General features: G+C 42.1%; 12 protein-coding genes. 11 read left to right on the top strand and 1 reads right to left on the bottom strand.

Annotated elements, in window-relative coordinates; translation table 11 throughout:
- Nucleotides 1–158: 158 nt before the first annotated feature.
- The 11 genes from AXF18_RS00475 (at nucleotide 159) to AXF18_RS00425 (ending at nucleotide 20,104) form a co-directional block, all read left to right on the top strand.
- Nucleotides 159–6,869, top strand: coding sequence for a ZmpA/ZmpB/ZmpC family metallo-endopeptidase (locus AXF18_RS00475; RefSeq protein WP_172837203.1), 6,711 nt, complete (start codon nucleotides 159–161; stop codon nucleotides 6,867–6,869).
- A 231-nt stretch (nucleotides 6,870–7,100) separates the two neighbouring features.
- Nucleotides 7,101–7,481 carry a hypothetical protein gene (locus AXF18_RS00470; RefSeq protein ID WP_000849881.1) on the top strand — a complete coding sequence of 127 codons (381 nt, stop codon included), beginning with the start codon at nucleotides 7,101–7,103 and terminating at the stop codon, nucleotides 7,479–7,481.
- A 234-nt stretch (nucleotides 7,482–7,715) separates the two neighbouring features.
- A complete protein-coding gene (locus AXF18_RS00465) occupies nucleotides 7,716–13,202 on the top strand; it encodes a ZmpA/ZmpB/ZmpC family metallo-endopeptidase (RefSeq protein WP_065371316.1) in 5,487 nt (1,828 codons plus the stop codon).
- A 151-nt stretch (nucleotides 13,203–13,353) separates the two neighbouring features.
- On the top strand, nucleotides 13,354–13,734 hold the full coding sequence (locus AXF18_RS00460) for a hypothetical protein (RefSeq protein WP_065371315.1): 381 nt from the start codon (nucleotides 13,354–13,356) through the stop codon (nucleotides 13,732–13,734).
- Nucleotides 13,735–14,102: 368 nt separating this feature from the next.
- Entirely contained in the window at nucleotides 14,103–14,357 is a 255-nt protein-coding gene (locus AXF18_RS00455) for a hypothetical protein (RefSeq protein ID WP_065371314.1), read from the top strand.
- 163 nt (nucleotides 14,358–14,520) lie between these two features.
- On the top strand, nucleotides 14,521–15,213 hold the full coding sequence (locus AXF18_RS00450) for a phosphoglycerate mutase (protein ID WP_000240130.1): 693 nt from the start codon (nucleotides 14,521–14,523) through the stop codon (nucleotides 15,211–15,213).
- Between the two features lie 291 nt (nucleotides 15,214–15,504).
- Nucleotides 15,505–15,774, top strand: coding sequence for a 30S ribosomal protein S15 (gene rpsO / locus AXF18_RS00445; RefSeq protein ID WP_001018251.1), 270 nt, complete (start codon nucleotides 15,505–15,507; stop codon nucleotides 15,772–15,774).
- Between the two features lie 823 nt (nucleotides 15,775–16,597).
- Nucleotides 16,598–17,644: an iron ABC transporter permease gene (locus tag AXF18_RS00440; protein ID WP_065371313.1), complete on the top strand. Its 1,047-nt coding sequence runs from the start codon at nucleotides 16,598–16,600 to the stop codon at nucleotides 17,642–17,644.
- A gap of 1 nt (nucleotide 17,645) precedes the next feature.
- Entirely contained in the window at nucleotides 17,646–18,401 is a 756-nt protein-coding gene (locus tag AXF18_RS00435) for an ABC transporter ATP-binding protein (RefSeq protein WP_065371312.1), read from the top strand.
- Between the two features lie 19 nt (nucleotides 18,402–18,420).
- On the top strand, nucleotides 18,421–19,431 hold the full coding sequence (locus tag AXF18_RS00430; protein ID WP_042768623.1) for an ABC transporter substrate-binding protein: 1,011 nt from the start codon (nucleotides 18,421–18,423) through the stop codon (nucleotides 19,429–19,431).
- Nucleotides 19,412–20,104: an alpha/beta hydrolase-fold protein gene (locus tag AXF18_RS00425; protein ID WP_065371311.1), complete on the top strand. Its 693-nt coding sequence runs from the start codon at nucleotides 19,412–19,414 to the stop codon at nucleotides 20,102–20,104. Before AXF18_RS00430 ends, AXF18_RS00425 begins: the two co-directional genes overlap by 20 nt.
- A gap of 42 nt (nucleotides 20,105–20,146) precedes the next feature.
- On the opposite strand, the gene AXF18_RS00420 is transcribed toward AXF18_RS00425, so the two are convergent.
- A complete protein-coding gene (locus AXF18_RS00420; protein WP_049485162.1) occupies nucleotides 20,147–20,896 on the bottom strand; it encodes a 1-acyl-sn-glycerol-3-phosphate acyltransferase in 750 nt (249 codons plus the stop codon).
- Nucleotides 20,897–21,010: the final 114 nt, after the last annotated feature.

Raw genomic sequence — 21,010 nt, 5'->3', positions numbered from 1 at the left:
GCATTCAAGACCTGATAAGATAAGGATTTTGACAGCGTAAATGAACTGAAAAGATTAGCAGTTTTTTGTGGCTATTATTTATAGCAAATAAATTGAATAATCTAGTAAATTTCGGTAGAATAGAGGGGATTCAAATCATGATGAAGGAAAGATTAGAAATGAAAAGAAGTTATTTAGGAGAAAAGCACCAACGTTTTTCATTGAGAAAAGTTTCGGTTGGTTTAGTTTCTGCTTTGGTAGGGGTTTTCTACCTTTTTAGTGGAGGAGGTTCTCTTGCAAGTGTAGCAGCCAGTGAACAGACGCCATCCGTCACAAAACAGATTCACTATAAGTATGTGACAGAAAGTGAGCTCACGGACCAAGAAAAGCAATTGGTAGTCAAAGAATTGCCACAGTTTGCTGAGGAAACAGATGATACTTACTATTTGATTTATCGTCCGACGAGACAGCTGCCTGCAACTGGTCACAGCCAACTCATTAGCTCAATTGCAGCAGGGGCAGGCATTGTGCTACTGGTCGTAGCGATTAAACTGGGCAGAGATGATCGCAAGAAACTTGCTTCATTCATGCTTTTGACCAGTCTAGGAAGTCAGCTGATTGCGCCAACTTCCTTGGCTTTGACAAATCAAATGCTGGCAGACTATAATCAGGAATTGACTGTACAGGTCGGGGAAACATTGCAATCCCCACTTACGATTGAAGGCTACCAATATGTAGGGTATTTGAAATCTCAAAAAGAAGTAAACTCTCCAGTTGATGGCAAGAAAGAGTTGAATCATTCGGCTCCTATTGATACTCCAGTCCAAACTTCGAACGGAAGCCAAGCGCAGGAAGAGTATCGTTCTCAGAAACCAAGTGATGCTCCTGTATTTGAACAACCAGAGTTAAAGGTTGATAGTAAAGATACCAGTCGTACAGAGATTATTCCTTTCCAAGTGGTGGAAGTAGAGGCGGATGATTTGCCGCAAGGTCAAACTGAGGTGATTCAGGCAGGGAAAAATGGTAGTCGTACCATCGTGACCCGCAGCTACTTTTTAAATGGTCAGGTGATCCATACAGAGGAGGTTTCCAATCAGGTAACGACTGAGCCGACTTCTGAGATTAGAAAAGTCGGAAGCAAGATCCCTTCTCCTACAAAACCAAGCCCAGGGGAGTCCGTTAGCGAGAAACCAACAGACGCTCCAATAAATGAAGTTCCAAGCTTAAACGTTGAAGAAAAAGATGTTACCACAACAGTGGCTGAACCCTACACTCGAGAACGAGTAGAGAGTGATAGCTTGCCAGTTGGCCAAATCAAGATAACTCAAGCTGGTCAAGATGGAGTGCGTACAATCGTCACCCGTCAGTACATGGTAAATGGAAAAGTAGAGAGAAGCCAGGAACTCTCTAACGAAGTGACAACTCCAGCAGTATCAGAAATCGTAACAGTTGGAACAGGCCCTGTTAGCGAGAAACCAACAGACGCTCCTGTAAATGAAGTTCCAAGTCTAGAGGTTGAGGAAAAGGATGTTACTACGACGGTAGCAGAACCCTACACTCGAGAACGAGTAGAGAGTGATAGCTTACCAGTTGGCCAGACCAAGATAACCCAAGCTGGTCAAGATGGCGTCCGTACAATCGTCACCCGTCAGTACATGGTAGATGGAAAAGTAGAGAGAAGCCAGGAACTCTCTAACGAAGTGACGACTCCAGCGGTCTCAGAAATCGTAACAGTTGGAACAGGCCCTGTTAGCGAGAAACCAACAGACGCCCCAATAAATGAAGTTCCAAGCTTAAACGTTGAAGAAAAAGATGTTACTACGACGGTAGCAGAACCCTACACTCGAGAACGAGTAGAGAGTGATAGCTTGCCAGTTGGTCAGACCAAGATAACCCAAGCTGGTCAAGATGGCGTCCGTACGATTGTGACTCGTCAGTATTTAGTAGATGGCAAAGTAGAGAGAAGCCAGGAAATCTCTAACGAAGTGACAACTCCAGCAGTTTCAGAGATCGTAACGGTCGGAACAGCTCCTGTTAGCGAGAAACCAACAGACGCTCCTGTAAATGAAGTTCCAAGCTTAAACGTTGAAGAAAAGGACGTTACCACAACAGTGGCTGAACCCTATCCAACCAAGGAAGTGGAAAGTGCAGACCTGCCATTGGGGCAAAGAGAAGTTAGTCAAGCAGGTCAAGAGGGCGTGCGTACGATTGTGACTCGTCAGTATTTAGTAGATGGAAAAGTCGAAAATACAGAGGAAATCTCTAACACTATCACAAAAGAAGCAGTTCCTCAGATTATCAAAGTCGGTACAAAACCAATTTCTACAAATGCGGATCACGCTCCTGTGGAACCAGAAAAAGGAACCCTCGACCTCGAACCCTTACACCAATTAGTGGAAGAAGCTGAGAGCATCCAGAAAACGCATCAGTATTTCAATGATACCACTGCAGATCAGGAGTCTTATAAACAGGCAGTTGCAAATGCCCAAGCTTTATTTGAGGCATCTCATGCCAGTCAAGAACAGGTTGATTCCTTGAAAAATGCCCTTGAAACTGCTAAGAATAATCTAGACGGCCAACCTGTTGATAAGAAAACTCTTGGAGTTGAATTTGACATGAAGGATGTGACTCAGTCTACAGTTGCTTACCAGTATGCTGATGAACAAACCAAACTCCGCTATCGCCGTGCTCTAGATCAGGCCAAGCTCGTTTTGGACAATCCTTTCGCCAATCAAGCCTTGGTCGATCAAGTTCGGACGGATCTCGAGGCAGCTCGTCAAGCTCTGGATGGAGTCAAGAGAAAACCAACACTCTCTTTAGTCAGTGTCGAGAAGGAAGAAGATCAACGCCAAGTTTCTCTTAGCTATCACTTGACGGATGCTACAGCAAGCTATCAATCAGCCAAAGTGCAGCTATACAAGGGCGAAACGCTGATCAAGGAAGTCGACCTTGTGGACCTCACTCAAAAATTGACACTTGATGACTTGGACTACTATACTCCTTATACCCTCAAAACTGTCATGAAATATGACCTGGGTCAAGGGGAACAAACTAGTATAGAGGATCAACGCCCAGTTCAGCTAGATTATAAGAAGGTTGAAATCAAAGATATTGATCGTATCGAACTGTACGGTAAAGATGGTAGTCACTACCGACGTTACCTATCCCTGTCGGAAGTTCCATCTGATTTAGACAACTACTATGTCCGCATTCAGTCAGACAAGTTCAAGGATATGCTCTTACCTGTTTCTAAGATTACAGATAAGGGCAATGCCTATTCCGTAACGGTATCAGCTAATCAGCTCGTCGAGGGAGAAGGGGATCATTATCGTCCAGATTACTCTTTTGAATTGCCAAAAACGCCTCTTAGTCAAGAAGGTGTCTATACGTCCTTCAAAGCGCTCATAGAGGCCATGAAGTCAAACCCGACTGGAAACTTCAAACTAGGAGCAGATGTTTCAGCAGATGAGGTTGAGTTAGAACATTCTGCGACAAGCTATGTTCCAGAAGAATTTTCAGGTAGTCTAACTAGCCGAGTGGATGGCAAAGATTATACCATCTACAACTTGGCAAAACCACTCTTTGCAACCTTGAAAAATGCCACCATCCAGCAACTGACCTTGAAATCGGCTGCAGTTTCAGGTAAGGACTCTATAGGGACCTTGGCTAGCAATGCTCAAAATGCAACGATTACGGATGTTTCTGTAAGTGGTAGTCTATCTGGAAACAAGCATATCGGTGGACTGGTAGGAGTTGCCCAAAACACAAAACTAACCAATGTTGCCTTTAAAGGAACAATTTCCAGCACCCAAGATGGAGGGCAGGAGTACAATATTGGTGGCCTGGTCGGTAATTTCCACGGCAACCAATCACTGGCGCAGAAGAGTCAGGCGGATGTATCTATCCAAGTAACGGGTAGAAACGGAGACCAGCGTGTTGGAGGCTTGATTGGTCGCTTGCAAAATGGAGCTAGATTAGAAACTTCTTATGTGACTGGTTCTATCCAAAATGGAGGTCATTCTGGCCAAGTCGGTGGAGCGATCGGATCCACTTGGAACAATGGACAGGTCCGAAATATCTTGACCAGTGTCAAGGTTCAAAATGGTCATGCGATGACAGGAGATCCCTATCCTGAGGCTTCTGTTCGGGACTCTTATGTTCTTGAAGGAACTACAGCAAATCGAAAAGATGAGCGTTTTGTCCGTTCTATTTCAGAGGCCGATGCGCAAGCCAAACGCCAGTCCTTTGGAATCACTTCAAACTTGACGGACCAGGAACCATTGCAGCAAGCTTATCAGCATCAAACAGACTATAGTCGAGTGAGGGGAGCCCAGGAGTCCAGAAAGCAAGCCTACGAAAATGTAGAAAAACTATTACCATTCTACAACAAAGACTTCATCGTTCATACAGCCAACCAATTAGCTGAAGATGATAAACTCAACAAAGTAGCCCTGCTAGATGTGGTTCCGATGAAAGATGAGACACTGATAACAGATGTCAACAGCCATAAGGGTGAAATCAATAGACTGATGCTGCATTATGCAGATAAGACGATCGCTTATCTCGATCTGACCTATAAGGGTGATTTTGCCAATGGCCAGATTGCTGAATATAGCATTGCTGATAAGAATTTGCTCTATACGCCAGAGGCCTTCTTATCTGACTATCAGACCATTAAAGAGAGTGTCTTGGATGAACTCAGAGCTGTGACCTATGACTCAGCTGCAGTGCGTAAAGTATTAGGAATTGGTGAAACAGCTTCCTTAGATGATCTTTATCTAGAAAAAGCCTTTGAACAAACCAAGGCTGAACTAGGTCAGGAGCTCCTCAAGGTGCTTTCAGTTGACAAGTCGATTAACACCCTAGGCCCTGCCGTAGCGGATGCGATTAGCCAAAAGATTCTGCAGAACAAAGAGGCCTTCATGCTTGGTCTGACCTATCTCAATCGTTGGTACAATGTCAACTATGGAACTTTCAACACCAAGGACCTTAATGCCTATAAGTTTGATTTCTTCGGCAATCAAGCAGCTTCGACACTGGATACCATCATTGCTCTCGGTAACTCTGGAATGGGCAATCTTCGAGCACAAAATAACTTCAATACTTACCGACAATCTCTAGCCAAGGAAAAAGGCAAAGGAGACCTCTTTGCTTACTTAGAAAGTCTGCGTGAACTCTTCTTGCCAAATAAAACCAACAGTGAGTGGTTCAAGGAAAATACTAAGGCTTATATCGTAGAAGCTCGTTCAAGTCTGCCAGAAATTCAGGCTAAGCAAGACAATGCAGATCGTAAGAGTAAGTATACAATCAAGGTCTACGACAGACTGACTCAGGGAGATTGGGGCTTCAAGCAAATGGTCCTCCAACTTCTGACCTTACCTGAAAGAGATGTCTATATCATCAGCAATATGTCGACTATTGCCTTTGGTAGCTTTGGAGGCTACAGGAAAGAAGGTGGTAGAGTTCTCTCAGGCGAGGAACTCCATCGACACGTTGAAAAACTTGTGGATCAATCAGCTGAATGGCAACGAAACCACTATGACATGTGGTACAACATTTTAAGTCCAAACAGGAAAGACACTCTATTCAGACGGGTGATCGTTACAGACGGTTTCTTTCTTTATAATGATAAAGGTCAGCAATATTGGGCTCCGCGTAATGATAAGACCTCTGTTGCTATGTACAATTTCTTTGGCCCTGCTGGCAAGTATCACGGAGACAATGGACTAGGAGCCTTTGCCAATGGTTATGAAGTCTTCTACGTTTATGACCAGATGCTGGGAGCTTCTGGAACCATGGTCTATACCCATGAAATGACCCACAACTCGGATGGTTCTATCTATTTTGAAGGACATGGTCGTCGTGAGGGTGAAGGACCTGAGAGTTTTGCTACAGGGATGTTAGAGTCTGTAACCAATGTTAGCGAAAAAGGTCTCGTACTTAATAGCTTCTATCAGGGAGATAAAGATTCGACCACACGTTACCATACCTATGATCCTGTTGCCCGATTCTCCTCAGCAGATGCTCTTCGAGACTACATGCATGGAGTCTTTGACGTACTGAACCTTCTGGATTATGTTGAAGGGGATGTTGTTACTGGTGTTCTAACTGATCAACAGAAAATGAAATGGTACCGTAAGGCTGAAAATTATAACTTTGAAAAAACTTCTTATGGTAAACAAGCCCACGCTGATGATCGAATTGTCCCTATAACTGCCGAAGAAGCAGCCAAACTAAAATCTGTCGATGCTCTGGTTGATCATAATATCATTGGTCGTCGCGATGGTTGGGATAGAGCTAGCTTTGGACGAAATGGCTACTATGTCATCAATATGTTTGCTTCCTTCTATGCAGCTCTGGACAATCCAACTGGTGCTCCTGGGGGACTTATGTTCCGCCGTAGAGCCTATGAATTGCTAGGAGACAAGGGCTACCAACAAGGATTTGTCCCATATGTATCTGGCCAATACGCTGGCCAAGCTCTCAAAGAAGGTGATAAGACCTACTCAACTTGGAACCGTGGAGATGTCGGAGTAGTTGGAGATGATCGGATCCTTAAAAACCTCTACGGTAGTCAGTATGAATCATGGAAGGATTTGAAGAAAGCTATGTTGAATGAGCGATACAACAAGGCTCAAAACTTCCTTCGCCCGATCACCATCGAGTTTGAAGCCGGAAAACTAGATAGCAAACGACAAATTACGATTTCTTCTTATGAGGAATTACAAGATTATATGTACTTAGCAGTACTAGCGGATGCCTCAGCTAAGAACATTGATCGTGCCTTATCAGACAGCTCTAAGAGCAGTGTCGCCCAACTCAAGTATCGTATTTTCAACGCTTATCTACGTGCTACAGACGACTTCAGACAGTCTATCTTTGAAAGATAGACACGAAAAAGGAAGATCCAAGTGATCTTCTTTTTTCTATGGAATTGCTTGCTTAGTGGAGAAGACGAATGAATTTACAAACAATCTGATACATGACAGAATTCTTACTCTAAATGTCTGGATAGAAATTTGAAATCATTCACCATCTAGTATACTCATTTTGAAATTTCTTTTGTTTTTCATGAAAATATGGTAAAATGATAGTTGTAAAAATTTTTTAAGGAGATTCGGATGAAAACAAAAGCACTTGCTCGCGTAAATGCGATTTTTGGTCTTATTTCAGGTATCGTCTTACTGTTGGCACCTCTTGTTATGTTTATGATAGCTGTCGGGGCTGCTGCGGCGACGGAGGACTCTGATGCAACAGTTGGTATATTGACGATTTTTTCAATCATTTTGGCATTGGTAAAAATTGCTGTCTTGGTTTTAGGAATTGTGTCTATTGTCTATTACAAGGACGATGAACGTGTGACCCCTGCACCGTCTGTTTTGTTTATCGTAGGTGGTTCTGTTGGATTGATCCCATTCTTGGGATGGGTAGGAGGAATTCTGACAATCATTGGTGGATCCCTCTATTTTGGACTTTTGAAAAAATTCGAGATTCAAGAATAATAACTTTTTGTTAGGAATATTTTCAAATAAGAGAAGGCGCTTAGCCTTCTTTTTTTTGTCACCAAGCAGGGGTAAATTTGACAGGATAAATAAGCTTTTACATTCATAAAATTCAAAGTATTTATTTGAGACAAGGAAGTATTTTTATAGTATAATGATGGATGTGAAATATCTATATCAAAATATAATGCTAGTTAATTTCTTGATAGAAGGTAAAAGTTGAGAGGATTTAGAATGAAAAAGTTTTTTGGAGAGAAGCAGCATCGTTTCTCCTTACGAAAATTAGCAATTGGACTTGTGTCAGCTTCGATTTCAAGCCTATTTTTTGTGTCCATTGCGAGCAGTGGGACCGTATTTGCTCAAGAAAATGCAGCTGTTCACTACAAATATGTGACGGATACGGAGCTGAGTGGGCAAGAAAAGGACTTGATTGTCAAGGACATTCCTAAAATTGCGGAAGATAGTGAGAGCACCTATTATCTAGTCTACCGTATGGATGAGAAAGCCCAGCTGGGTCAGTTGCCCAATACAGGTGGGCAGAATAGCCTTACTAGCGTTTTATCAGGTGGAGTTCTGGCTTCGATTGGTTTCCTTATTTTTGTCGTATCGAAAAAGAAAGGCAAAAAGAAAGCTCTCTTGAATGTGATTTTGGTAACAGGGATGGGTAGCGGTTTGGCTTCTTCAGTTCAGGCTATTGAAAATCAACTTTTGCTCCAATACAATCAGGAATACCAATTATCCCAAGGAGATAGTCTGCCTTTGCCACGTGCCTTATCAGGTTATACCTACCTAGGCTATATTAAGCAAGACAAAGAGATTAATCAGCAAGAAACTGCTGCTAGGGATCAGAAACTAGACTACACGGTTCAACCTCATTTCCAAGCCAACGAAGGTGGACAAAAGGCAGGAGATGAGCAGAAAGCTCCGTCTCCTATAATCCCTTCTCAAGATTCATCCAATCCAAAACCGTCTGGCCTTGCTAGTGTGGATCCTCAGGATGAAGTCTTGGCTGGTCGCGTCAATAAACCAGAGCTCCTATACAAGGACCAAGAAATTGTAACTAAACTAGATGTTTCAGAAGTGGTTCAGGAAAATCCAGAACTAGCAGAGGGAACCATTCGTGTCAAACAAGAAGGGCGTGCTGGGAAGAAGATTGAACTTGTTCGCATTTTCACGGTTGAAAACCAAGAAATTTCTAGGGAAGTTCTCTCAACTAAAGTAGAAGAAGCCTTGCCACGTATAGTAGAGAAAGGGACTAAGAAGGCAGTTGCTCCGAGTGAAGCACCTCAGTCTGCAAAAAAAGGAGAGCCTGAGATGCAGGCTCCAATACCAGAATATACAGGCGAGCAAGCGGGAGCGGTTGTAGCCCCAGAGACAGCTGAAAAACCAGAATATACAGGCACCCAAGCAGGAGCAGTCGTTGAACCCGAGCAAGTCGCTCCACTACCTGAGTATCAGGGAACTCAAGCTGGTGCCATCGTTGAGCCGGAAAAAGTTGAGCCAGAGGTTGGGGGCGTCCAGTCTGGGGCTTTGGTGGAACCAGAAACGTCTGAGAAACCAACCTATACAGGCGAGCAGTCTGGAGCAATCGTAGAGCCTGAACAGGTGCCACCGACACAAGAGTATACAGGAACTCAAGCTGGAGCGATTGTTGACCCTGAGATAGCTGAAAAACCAGAATATACAGATACTCAATCAGGTGCAATAGTAGCCCCAGAGACAACTGAAATACCAGAATATACAGGCACTCAAGCAGGAGCTGTCGTTGAACCGGAACAAGTCGCTCCTCTTCCAGAATATACTGGCAATACCGAGCAAGTAAAACCGGAAGCTCCGACAGAAAAACCAAAAGAAAAAGATCCAGAAAAAACACTTGAATTAAGAAACGTTTCGGATCTGGAGTTGTATAGTCAGACCAATGGTACATACAAACAACACGTTTCTTTAGATGGTGCCCCAAGTAATCCAGATACTTTCTTTGTCAAGGTTAAATCTTCGTCGTTTAAAGATGTCTATCTACCAGTCGCTTCAATAACGGCTGAAACGAAAGATGGTCAGCCAGTTTATAAAATCACAGCCAAGGCTGAGAAACTCCAGCAAGAGCTAGAAAATAAATATGTTGATAATTTCACCTTCTACCTAGCTAAGAAGGCTACAGAGGAAACAACAACCTTTACTTCCTTTAGCAACCTGGTCAAAGCTATCAACCAGAATCTCACTGGAACCTATCATTTAGCAGCCAGTTTGAATGCCAACGAAGTGGAACTGGGACCTGATGATAGATCTTACATCAAGGGTACCTTTACTGGTCAGTTGATCGGTGAAAAAGATGGCAAGCAGTATGCTATTTACAACTTGAAAAAGCCTCTTTTTGAAACCTTGAGTGGAGCCACAGTAGAAAAATTGAGTCTGAAAAATGTCTCTATTTCAGGGAAAGATGATATCGGTTCACTGGCCTATGAAGCCCAGAATAACACAAAGATTCAGCAAGTTCACGTCGATGGTGTTCTGGCTGGTGAACGTGGTATCGGTGGTTTGCTGGCTAAGGCGGATCAATCAAGCATCACAGAGAGCAGTTTCAAGGGAAGAATTATCAACACTTATGAAACGACTGCTGTTTACAATATCGGTGGTCTGGTCGGTCATTTGACAGGAAACAGGGCTTTGCTTACGAAGTCAAAAGCGACAGTAGCCATTTCATCTAACACAAATAGTTCAGATCAGACTGTGGGTGGTCTTGCAGGTCTAGTAGATCAGGATGCACAAATCCAAGATAGCTATGCTGAAGGCGATATTAACAATGCCAAGCACTTTGGTAGAGTAGCGGGAGTAGCAGGCTATTTGTGGGACCGAACTTCTAATCTAGAAAAGCATGCTGGAAGATTGACCAATGTTCTCAGTGATGTCAATGTAACCAACGGAAATGCCATTACCGGTTACCACTACAATGGAATGAAGGTGAAGGACACATTCAGCAGCAAGGCCAACAGAGTCTACAATGTCACCTTGGTCAAGGATGAGGTCGTCAGCAAGGAATCCTTTGAAGAAAGAGGAACAGTGCTAGATGCTTCCCAAATCGAAAGCAAAAAAGCAGCCATTAATCCTCTCACTCTACCAACAGTGGAGCCCCTCTCAACAAGTGGCAAGAAGGACAGTGACTTTTCTAAGGTGGCCCATTATCAAGCTAAGCGCGCCTTGGCTTATAAGAACATTGAAAAATTGCTACCTTTCTACAACAAGGCAACCATCGTCAAATATGGAAACCTAGTAAAAGAAAGCAGTAGCTTATATCAAAAAGAACTCTTGTCAGCAGTTATGATGAAGGATAACCAAGTCATCACAGATATTGTTTCTAACAAACAGACTGCAAACAAACTCTTGCTGCACTACAAGGACCATTCATCTGAGAAGCTCAATCTCAAGTACCGGGCTGATTTCGCCAAATTAGCGGAATATAGTCTAGGAAATACGGGTCTTCTCTATACGCCAAACCAATTCTTGTATGACCAAAGCTCTATCATCAAACAAGTCTTACCTGACTTACAAAAGGTTGACTACCGCTCAGAAGCAATCAGAAAGACACTCGGTATTTCTCCAAAAGTCGAACAGACTGAGCTCTATCTTGAAGACCAGTTCGCCAAAACCAAGGAACAACTGGAAGACAGTTTGAAGAAACTCTTGTCAGCGGACGCTGGACTTGCTGGTGATAACCCTGTCACCAAGGGCTATCTTGTAGATAAAATCAAGCACAACAAAGAAGCCTTGCTACTTGGTTTGACCTATCTGGAACGGTGGTATAACTTCAGCTATGGTCAGGTAAACGTCAAAGACCTGGTTCTGTACCACCTGGACTTCTTTGGTAAGGGAAATGCTTCACCACTAGATACTCTGATTGAGTTAGGTAAATCTGGATTTAATAATCTTCTAGCTAAGAATAATGTCGATACTTATGGTATCAGTCTTTCCAACCATCATGGAACAAAAGATTTGTTTAGCACGCTGGAACATTACCGAAAAGTCTTTCTACCAGAGAAAAGCAACAATGACTGGTTTAAATCAGAGACTAAGGCTTATATCGTTGAAGAAAAATCCAATATTGCAGAGGTTAAAGCCAAGCAAGAGCAAGCTGAGACTAAGTATTCTATCGGTGTTTATGATCGCATCACGAGTGCCACATGGAAATACCGCAATATGGTCTTGCCTCTCTTAACATTGCCAGAGAAATCAGTCTTTGTCATCTCAACCATGTCTAGTCTAGGATTTGGAGCTTATGATCGCTACCGCAATAGTGAGCATAAAGAGGGCAAGGCTCTCAATGACTTTGTTGAAGAAAATGCGCGTGAAACAGCCAAACGCCAGCGAGATCACTACGATTATTGGTATCGTATTTTAGATAAAGAGTCGCGTGAAAAACTCTATCGTACCATCCTCCTTTATGATGCTTATAAGTTTGGGGATGACACAACCTCTGGAAAAGCTACAGTGGAGGCTAAGTTTGATAGCACCAATCCAGCTATGAAGAACTTCTTTGGCCCAGTTGGCAATAAGGTAGTACACAACCAGCATGGAGCCTACGCAACAGGGGATGGCGTCTACTATATGTCTTACCGTATGTTGGACAAGGATGGAGCCATTACTTATACCCATGAAATGACCCATGATTCGGATCAGGATATCTACCTTGGCGGCTATGGTCGAAGAAGTGGTTTGGGACCAGAGTTCTTCGCAAAAGGCTTATTGCAAGCCCCTGACCAACCAAGTGACGCAACCCTTACCATCAATTCTATCTTGAAACACTCAAAATCAGATAGTACAGAGGGGTCCCGTCTGCAAGTCTTGGATCCGACAGAGAGATTCCAAAACGCAACAGATCTTCAGAACTATGTCCACAACATGTTTGATCTTATCTACATGCTGGAATACCTCGAAGGGCAATCAATCGTTAACAAACTAAATGTTTACCAGAAAATGGCGGCTCTCAGAAAAATTGAGAACAAGTATATGAAAGATCCAGCGGATGGAAATGAGGTTTATGCCACTAACGTAGTCAAAGAATTGACAGAAGAAGAGGCTCGAAACTTGAATAGTTTTGAAAGTTTGATTGACCATAACATCTTATCAGCTCGTGAGTACCAATCTGGAGACTACGAGCGAAATGGATACTATACGATCAAACTCTTTGCCCCAATCTATTCAGCTCTCAGCAGTGAAAAAGGAACACCGGGGGACCTTATGGGACGTCGGATCGCTTACGAACTTTTGGCTGCCAAAGGCTTTAAGGATGGAATGGTACCTTATATCTCAAACCAATACGAAGAAGCTGCCAAACAAAAAGGTAAAACTATCAATCTCTATGGTAAAGAACGCGGATTGGTGACAGATGAACTTGTATTGGACAAGGTGTTTGAAGGCAAGTATGCATCTTGGGCAGATTTCAAGAAAGCCATGTACAAAGAACGTGTGGATCAGTTTAAAAACTTGAAACAAGTGACCTTTAAAGATCCGACAAAACCATGGCCAAACTATACGACAGAGACCATCAATCAAGTGAGTGAATTGCAAGCCCTCATGGACCAAGCTGTGCTACAGGATGCAGTGGCTCCTCGTTGGAGTGACTATAAGCCAGAGATTGACAGTGCCGTTCATAAGTTGAAGAGAGCAATCTTTAAAGCCTATCTTGACCAAACAAACGATTTCAGAACCTCTATTTTTAAGAAATAAGGGTTGGAAAATGAAAAGGGAGGATCGACAGATCTTCTCTTTTTATGTTCGGATGTCTGAAAGCTGGTAGGCGATTTGTTTGTGACGGAGAAGGTCTTTTGTTTCTGGAGCAAATATGGTAGAATGATAGCTACGATAGAAGGAGGTTTTTATGGAGAGAGATAGATTGGTTCGACTCAATTGGAGACTGGGCATGCTGGCAGGAGTGACCTTACTTTTGGGACCTGTCCTACGATTTTTGCTATCCTATACTGGGGCTCTCATCTATAAAGATCCTTCAAAAATGCTGGTTGTCACGGTTGCCTTTTCCCTGCTCCTGACATTTTTTAAGATTTTGATAATTGCATTAGGAACCTTTATGCTAATCTATTTCGAAGAGGATCAACAACTTCGAATTCTGCCATCTATTTTATTTATCCTTGGTGGCGTGCTGGGATTTCTTTCAGCGACCGAGTGGATAGGAGGATTTCTAATCATTAAAGGCGCTGTTTCTTTTTCTAAATTTTTAAAAGAAGTCCGTGGCCTTGTCTGATAGTCTAGTGAAACAATCCGTTTGAGGGTTGTTTTTTTTATTTAAAGAATTATCTGGCGAAAGAATATGTTAGCAAAATACTTTTTTTATAAGAAAACATGATGTAATACAACTTGAAAAAATAAAAGGAGAATATTATGAAATAATCTTTCATTATATCGTATTTAACATTCTATTTAAAAGCTTCCATTGCTTTAGAGGGAGTCTTTATAAAAACTTCTAACCCTAATACTATTTTAAAAGTTATTCCACTGGGTTCTCAAAATAAAACAATTCCTGTTGATCATGTTGCAAGTGTAGATAGTTCATTTCGTCTTGATTTCAAATCATTTGCTTGAGGTATAATTTTTGCTCTTATTGGCCTTTCAATGATGCAACATTCATTTATCGGAGGATTGATATTAGCGGCTTATGATGTATTAACAGTGCTAAGTGCTTTTCAAACTCTACTAGTTTTGCATCTTACTTCTGGTGGAACACATGTTGTTAGTGTGGTAGTATTTGAAAAAGCTAATCTTGAAAATTGCAAAGAAACAATTGAAGGTCTAATTCATAATCGTTACAATGATACTAATGTAACTAAGAATACTGATCGTTTAATTGATGCTTTAAATAACAAATAATTGCAATCGTTTCTTGATTGAATATCACGAATTAATAATAACTAGATGAGAGGACACTGTTCTCTCTTTTTAGTTGATTTTAACTAGCTTTTTTGTGAAAAATTGTGTAAAATAGAATAGATAAACGAGGGCAACCTCGAAAAATAAAAGGAGAATCCATCTAATGGTAAAATTGGTTTTTGCTCGCCACGGTGAGTCTGAATGGAACAAAGCTAACCTTTTCACTGGTTGGGCTGATGTTGATTTGTCTGAAAAAGGAACACAACAAGCGATTGACGCTGGTAAATTGATCAAAGAAGCTGGTATCGAATTTGACCAAGCTTACACTTCAGTATTGAAACGTGCAATCAAAACAACAAACTTGGCTCTTGAAGCTTCTGACCAATTGTGGGTTCCAGTTGAAAAATCATGGCGCTTGAACGAACGTCACTACGGTGGTTTGACTGGTAAAAACAAGGCTGAAGCGGCTGAACAATTTGGTGATGAGCAAGTACACATCTGGCGTCGTTCATACGATGTATTGCCTCCAAACATGGACCGTGACGATGAGCACTCAGCTCACACTGACCGTCGTTACGCTTCACTTGACGACTCAGTTATTCCAGATGCTGAAAACTTGAAAGTGACTTTGGAACGTGCCCTTCCATTCTGGGAAGACAAAATCGCGCCAGCACTTAAAGATGGTAAAAATGTATTCGTAGGAGCTCACGGTAACTCAATCCGTGCCCTTGTAAAACACATCAAACGCTTGTCAGACGACGAAATCATGGACGTGGAAATCCCTAACTTCCCACCATTGGTATTCGAATTTGACGAAAAATTGAACGTCGTTTCTGAATACTACCTTGGAAAATAATTTATAAACAGAAAGTCTAGGATTCCTAGGCTTTCTTGTGTTTGCTCCTAGTTTTCAACTAGTTGAAAAAGCGTTATAATGATAGTAAGGAGTGACTTGATTGTAAGAAAGGTAGATATGCTCGAAGCCCTGAAATCAGTAGAGTAATTCACGGTATTGAACAGTAAATCAGTTGACAAAGTCTCTGCTTCTTGGTAGAATAAGAACTGTCGTAAAGACAAATAACTTCTTCTTGGTTGCAGGCATGCCAACCTGTCACTCGGATGAAGCCAAATAAAAAGGAGAAACATCATGGCAATCTCAAAAGAGAAAAAAAATGAAATCATCGCACAATATGCACGTCACGAAGGTGATACAGGTTCAGTAGAGGTTCAAGTTGCTGTCCTTACTTGGGAAATCAACCACCTTAACGAACACATCAAACAACACAAAAAAGACCACGCTACTTACCGTGGATTGATGAAGAAAATCGGTCGCCGTCGTAACTTGCTTGCATACTTGCGTAAAAACGACGTTAACCGTTACCGTGAGTTGATCAACTCTCTAGGACTTCGTCGCTAATCTTGCGTCTAAAACGTTTCTATACTTCGTTGGCTTCGCCTCGATGTACCATCAGTACAATCTTCGGCTTGTCGCCTAGTCTATAAACGTTTTATCCAGCAAGAATAAAGCTCTCTGATTTCAGAGGGCTTTTTATGTTGTCACCTTACCTCGATATACTCAAGTATTATCATTGGTTACGGTCATTAGCACTGTAAGCTAAAATAAACCAGATTTTCTCCCTTCGGGGAGATTTTTTGTTTCACTAACATTTTCGTACAATCTTCGGCTCGTCGCCTAGTCTATAAACGTTTTATCCCGAGCTCAAATCAAGCTCTCTGATTTCAGAGGGCTTTTTGTTTTTATCCGCTTGCTTAGGTCGTGTTCAATTGAGCATATCTTGATAATGAAGCTACTCTAAATTGGGTAGCTTTTTTACTTTTGTCACCTTACCTCGATATACTCAAGTATAATCTTCGGTTACGGTTCCTAGCACTGTAAGGTAAAATAAACCAGATCATCTCCCTTCGGGGAGATTTTTTGTTTCACTAACATTTTCGTACAATCTTCGGCTTGTCGCCTAGTTTATAAACGTTTTATCCAGCAAGAATTATGATGCTAAGGGCGTTAAAAAATCGTATGAAAATAGGGAAACGACACAGTGTTTGATGAACGCAAGGAGTTTCATCTTTTTCACTAGGATTCTGGCTCTAGTTCAAATCAGCTCTCTGATTTCAGAGGGCTTTTTCTATATATGCTTCTATCCTTGTTCATCTAATAGAAATATGGTATACTTTTCATGAGAATTTTCTAAATTTTTAAGATTCTATCAAAGGAGATTTGCATGCTTTCCAAATTTTCTGGAAGCCGACGGGACCTGCAATTTGTGTTGTTTTTGGTTATTTTACTAAGTGTTTTAGGAATTTCCCTCTTTCTAGCTGTTTCTATGGGGTCTGTTGCGATTGATCTAGGAGATACCTATCGGATTATTTTGAGCAGGTTGGGTTTTCCTCTTGAGATAGGAGAGGTTTCCAAGTCTACTCTTGCCATTGTATGGAACATGAGATTCCCCCGAGTATTGTTAGGTCTGATAGTAGGGGCTGGTCTTTCTATGTGTGGCAGCGTGATGCAGTCTACAGTGAACAATCCTATTGCTGAGCCCTATGTCTTAGGAATTTCTGCGGGAGCAACTCTAGGGGCAACTTTGAGCATCATTCTTGGTTTAAAATTAGTGATTAGCATTGGAGCTTTTCTTGGAGCTATTTTGGCAACCATTGCTGTCCTCATCATTGCCTCTATGCAGGGCAGGATGACGACTTCTAGTCTGATCTTATCAGGAACGGTGGTCAATGCTCTCTTTCTGGCATTTTCCAACTTTATTATCTCAGTTGGCGCTAATGCGGACAGTGTGATGACCATTAAGTTTTGGACTATGGGTTCGCTTGCAGGGACTACTTGGTCTGACTTAGTCCTGCCAACTATAGTAGTAGGATTGGCCTTTCTATTTTTCGCTACTCAGTATCGTGTTTTTAATGCGATGATGATGGGAGATGAGGCTGCTTTAACTTTGGGAATTCCCTTACGCTTCTATTGGTATCTTTACGTGACCGTGGTGGCTGTGCTGACAGCTGTCTTAGTGGCAACTTGTGGGATTATTGGATTTGTCGGTCTGATTACTCCTCACTTAGCTCGAGGGTTAGTAGGAACGAATTACAGGAGGCTTTTTCCTATTGCTACCTTACTGGGTGCCCTCTTTGTGGTCTGGGCAGATGTACTCTCCCGTATCATCATTCCAAACGCAGAGCTTCCTATTGGTATTTTCACAGCCTTAGTAGGTGCTCCTTTCTTTATCTACATTGTTGGAGCTAGGCGAAGGGAGGTGAGGGTCTGATATGGACTTGATTTGTCAGGATGTTCACTTTGGACTAGGAGAGAAAAAAATCCTCAAAGGAGTTTCTCTTAAGGTTGAAGGGCATCAATTTCATACGATACTAGGACCAAATGGAAGCGGGAAAACCAGTCTGCTTAAACTCCTCTATCGTCAGGAAAAGGCGGACAAAGGCTTGATAAGCCTAGATGGAAAGCCGCTGGAGCATTGGTCACTCAAAGAAACAGCTAAGCAAATGGCGGTCGTCACCCAGTTTAATCAATTGCAGTTTGATTGTACAGTTGAGGAAATTGTCTTGCTGGGAAGAACTCCCCACCTGTCTTTTTTACAGAAGGAAAGGGAAAGGGATTATAGGCTCGTTCAAGATGCTCTCGATAAGGTGGATATGCTCGAGAAGAAAACTCGTCTCTATTCGTCTCTTTCAGGTGGGGAGAAACAGCGAGTCTTATTAGCACGCGCCTTGGCGCAAGAACCGACTCTCTTGCTCCTGGATGAACCTACCAATCACCTGGATATCAAGTACCAGTTAGACTTGCTGGCCATTGTGAAGAATCTCAAGGTCAATGTTCTAGCTGTCCTACATGATATTCAACTTGCTTGTCGCTATTCGGATTATCTCTATCTGATGAAAGAGGGGGAAATCCTTTACCAAGGGACTCCAAAGGAGACCATCACCCCTGAGTCATTACAAACTGTATATGGAGTTCAAAGTCAGGTGACTTGGACCGAGGATCAGCAAGCTATGATTCACTATTTATAAGAATGAAAAGGAAAATAAGATGAAAAAAACACTAAGCATTTTACTCGTAACAGTAGCTACCTTAACCATGGCAGCTTGTGGCAACACTACTACAGAAAAAGCTACCACGCAGTCTAGCACAGAAACAAGTCAAAAGGCCAGCACAGAGACGACTTATCCGTTAACGGTTAAAACCTATGATGTTAAGGGAAATGAAGTCGAACAAGTCTTTGACAAGGCACCTGAAAAAGTTATCACCAACAATCTTTCAACCACTGAAATCTTATTGGAGCTAGGCTTGAAGGATAAAATTGCTGGCATGCTCAACCCTGACAATGCTGTGACGGACAAATACAAGGACGCGATTGCGACGATTCCTCAAATTGGGGACAAAAAAACAGTCTCACAAGAAACAGTCCTTTCTTATGAACCAGATGCGGTGATGGGTCGAAACATGATGTTTTCTGAAAAATCCTTGGGAACAGTTAGCACTTGGAATGAAAATAAAATCCCAGTCTATACACAAAAAGCTTCTCTCTCAACGATTCAGCAAGATTTGGGAAATATCGTAGAAGATGTCAAAAATCTTGGAATGATTTTCAATGTTCAGGACAAGGCCAATGAATACGCAGCCCAATTACAAGCTAAAATTGACGCTGTTAAGAAAGCAAACCCAGCAAGCCAAGGTGAAAAGAAAAAGGCTTTGATTATGGTTGCTTATAATGACGAAACCTTTGGTGCCTACAAGTCTGCTTTGCAAGAAAGCTTGTTGAATCAACTTGGTTATACAAATGTTGCAACGGGAACATCAGGTTTGACCTTGGAAAATCTCGTGTCAATGGATCCTGAGTTGATTATCTATGTAACCAGCGACCGCAATAAAAAATTGGATGCCAACGCAGTAGAGTTGATGAAAGCAAATGAAGTTTTGGAAAACGTTCCTGCAATTAAGAATCAAAAAATCATGACCATTTCTTACGATGAGTTAATGGATTATGGCCCAGCAGTGATTGATTCCCTTGAGAAAATCAATGACTTTATCAATAAATAATGAGTTTGATTGGGAAGGGATCCAAGTTAGGATCAGCCTTCCTTCGGCCTATGATCCCAACCAAACCTATCCAGCTATTCTCTTGAATGATGGAAACTTGGATTTCCTCTCTTCCCTTTCAGAATCTGTAATTTTAGTTGGTTTGACCTCTAAAAATCGCCTAAACGACTACACTCCCTGGAAGGCAGCTGCTCTGAGAGAGGGAGCTCCAGATTTTGGCGGTCAGGCAAATGCCTATCATGGTCATTTATTTGGAGGTCTTTTAGACAAGCTGCAGTCGCTTTATCGCCTGGACGAAGATCGCCTTGCCTACGGAGGATACTCATTAGGTGGACTGACGGCAGTCTACAGTCTATTCAGCTTTGACAAGGTCTCCTGTATCTTCTCGATCTGCGCTTCCTTTTGGTATCCTGATTTTGTGACTTATTGCAAGGAAGAAAAGGTGAAAAATTTGGACTGTTTACTGTATTTACAGAATGGTCAAACAGAAGGAGCCCTTCATACCAATCGCTTGGCTCAAGCACCAGCCTATGCTGAGCAAATCCATACCAGTCTTCAGCAACGCTATCCGACTGGTCAGTTTGTCTTTGATCCTTATGGGCATCATGAGCAAGTGGCTGAGCGATTTCTAGCCTTTTCCAACTGGTTGGCTCAAAAATGGAAAATTGCATAAAAGAATTATCCCTTGGCAAAAGCCAAGGGATAATTGTATTTTTTAACCAAGAGCCTCTCTCTTCTTATCTGGATTCCAGATAAAGCTTGCAATGAAGGTAAAGATAATTGTTAGGATACCAACAACCACAGCAAGGATGAGGGCAGGGATTCGGACAAACCACCAGAGTGGGTTTGGTTTTTTATCATTGTGCCATTGCTTGGTTTCTTCGTCCAAACGTTGGAATTCTGCTTGGATACGGTCTGCAACCATTTCGATTCCTTCATCATTCATTTTCTTGATATCTGAGATATCGATAGGATTTCCAAAGTTCATATCCACACGTTCACGGCTGACTAAGCCTTTCAAGGTCATGGGACCGGTATAGGTAACAGGCATGATGCGAACCTTAGCCATTTTGGCAATCAAGGCAACTCCACCCTTGACATCATTTGAGTGACGGCTCCCACTTGGAAACATGATGAGAGAGCGGTCGCTTTTTTTGAGGACGTTGATAGGGTACTTGATGGCAGAGGCATTAGGTTTTTCTCGGTCGATAGGAAAGGCGCCACACATACGGATCCACCAGCCAAAGATACGGTTGTTAAACAGCTCTTTTTTGGCCATAAAGATGAACTGTTTTGGCTTGGTCGCAAAGGCCATGTAAACAGGATCCCACCAGGTACGGTGAGGTGCGACGAGGATATAGTTTTCGTCCCGGCTAGGGATTTTATCAGTATTGTGATAGTGGGCATTGCCATTGATGGACCACAAGATCAGCATGACTAGTCCACGCAAATAAGTATAAAACATGAGATCTCCTTCGATTGTATTGCTTTTATTATTATACCTTATCAAAAGACTGCTGGCAAACTTTTTCAGTTATCAGCCAACAGTTTTAGATGGGATTAGAATTCTTTTAAAAAA

Origin of the sequence: Streptococcus sp. oral taxon 064 (assembly GCF_001683375.1) — a bacterium.
In the GTDB taxonomy this organism is placed as follows: Bacteria; Bacillota; Bacilli; order Lactobacillales; family Streptococcaceae; genus Streptococcus; species Streptococcus oralis_S.
This window is presented reverse-complemented; position numbering and strand designations above follow the sequence as displayed.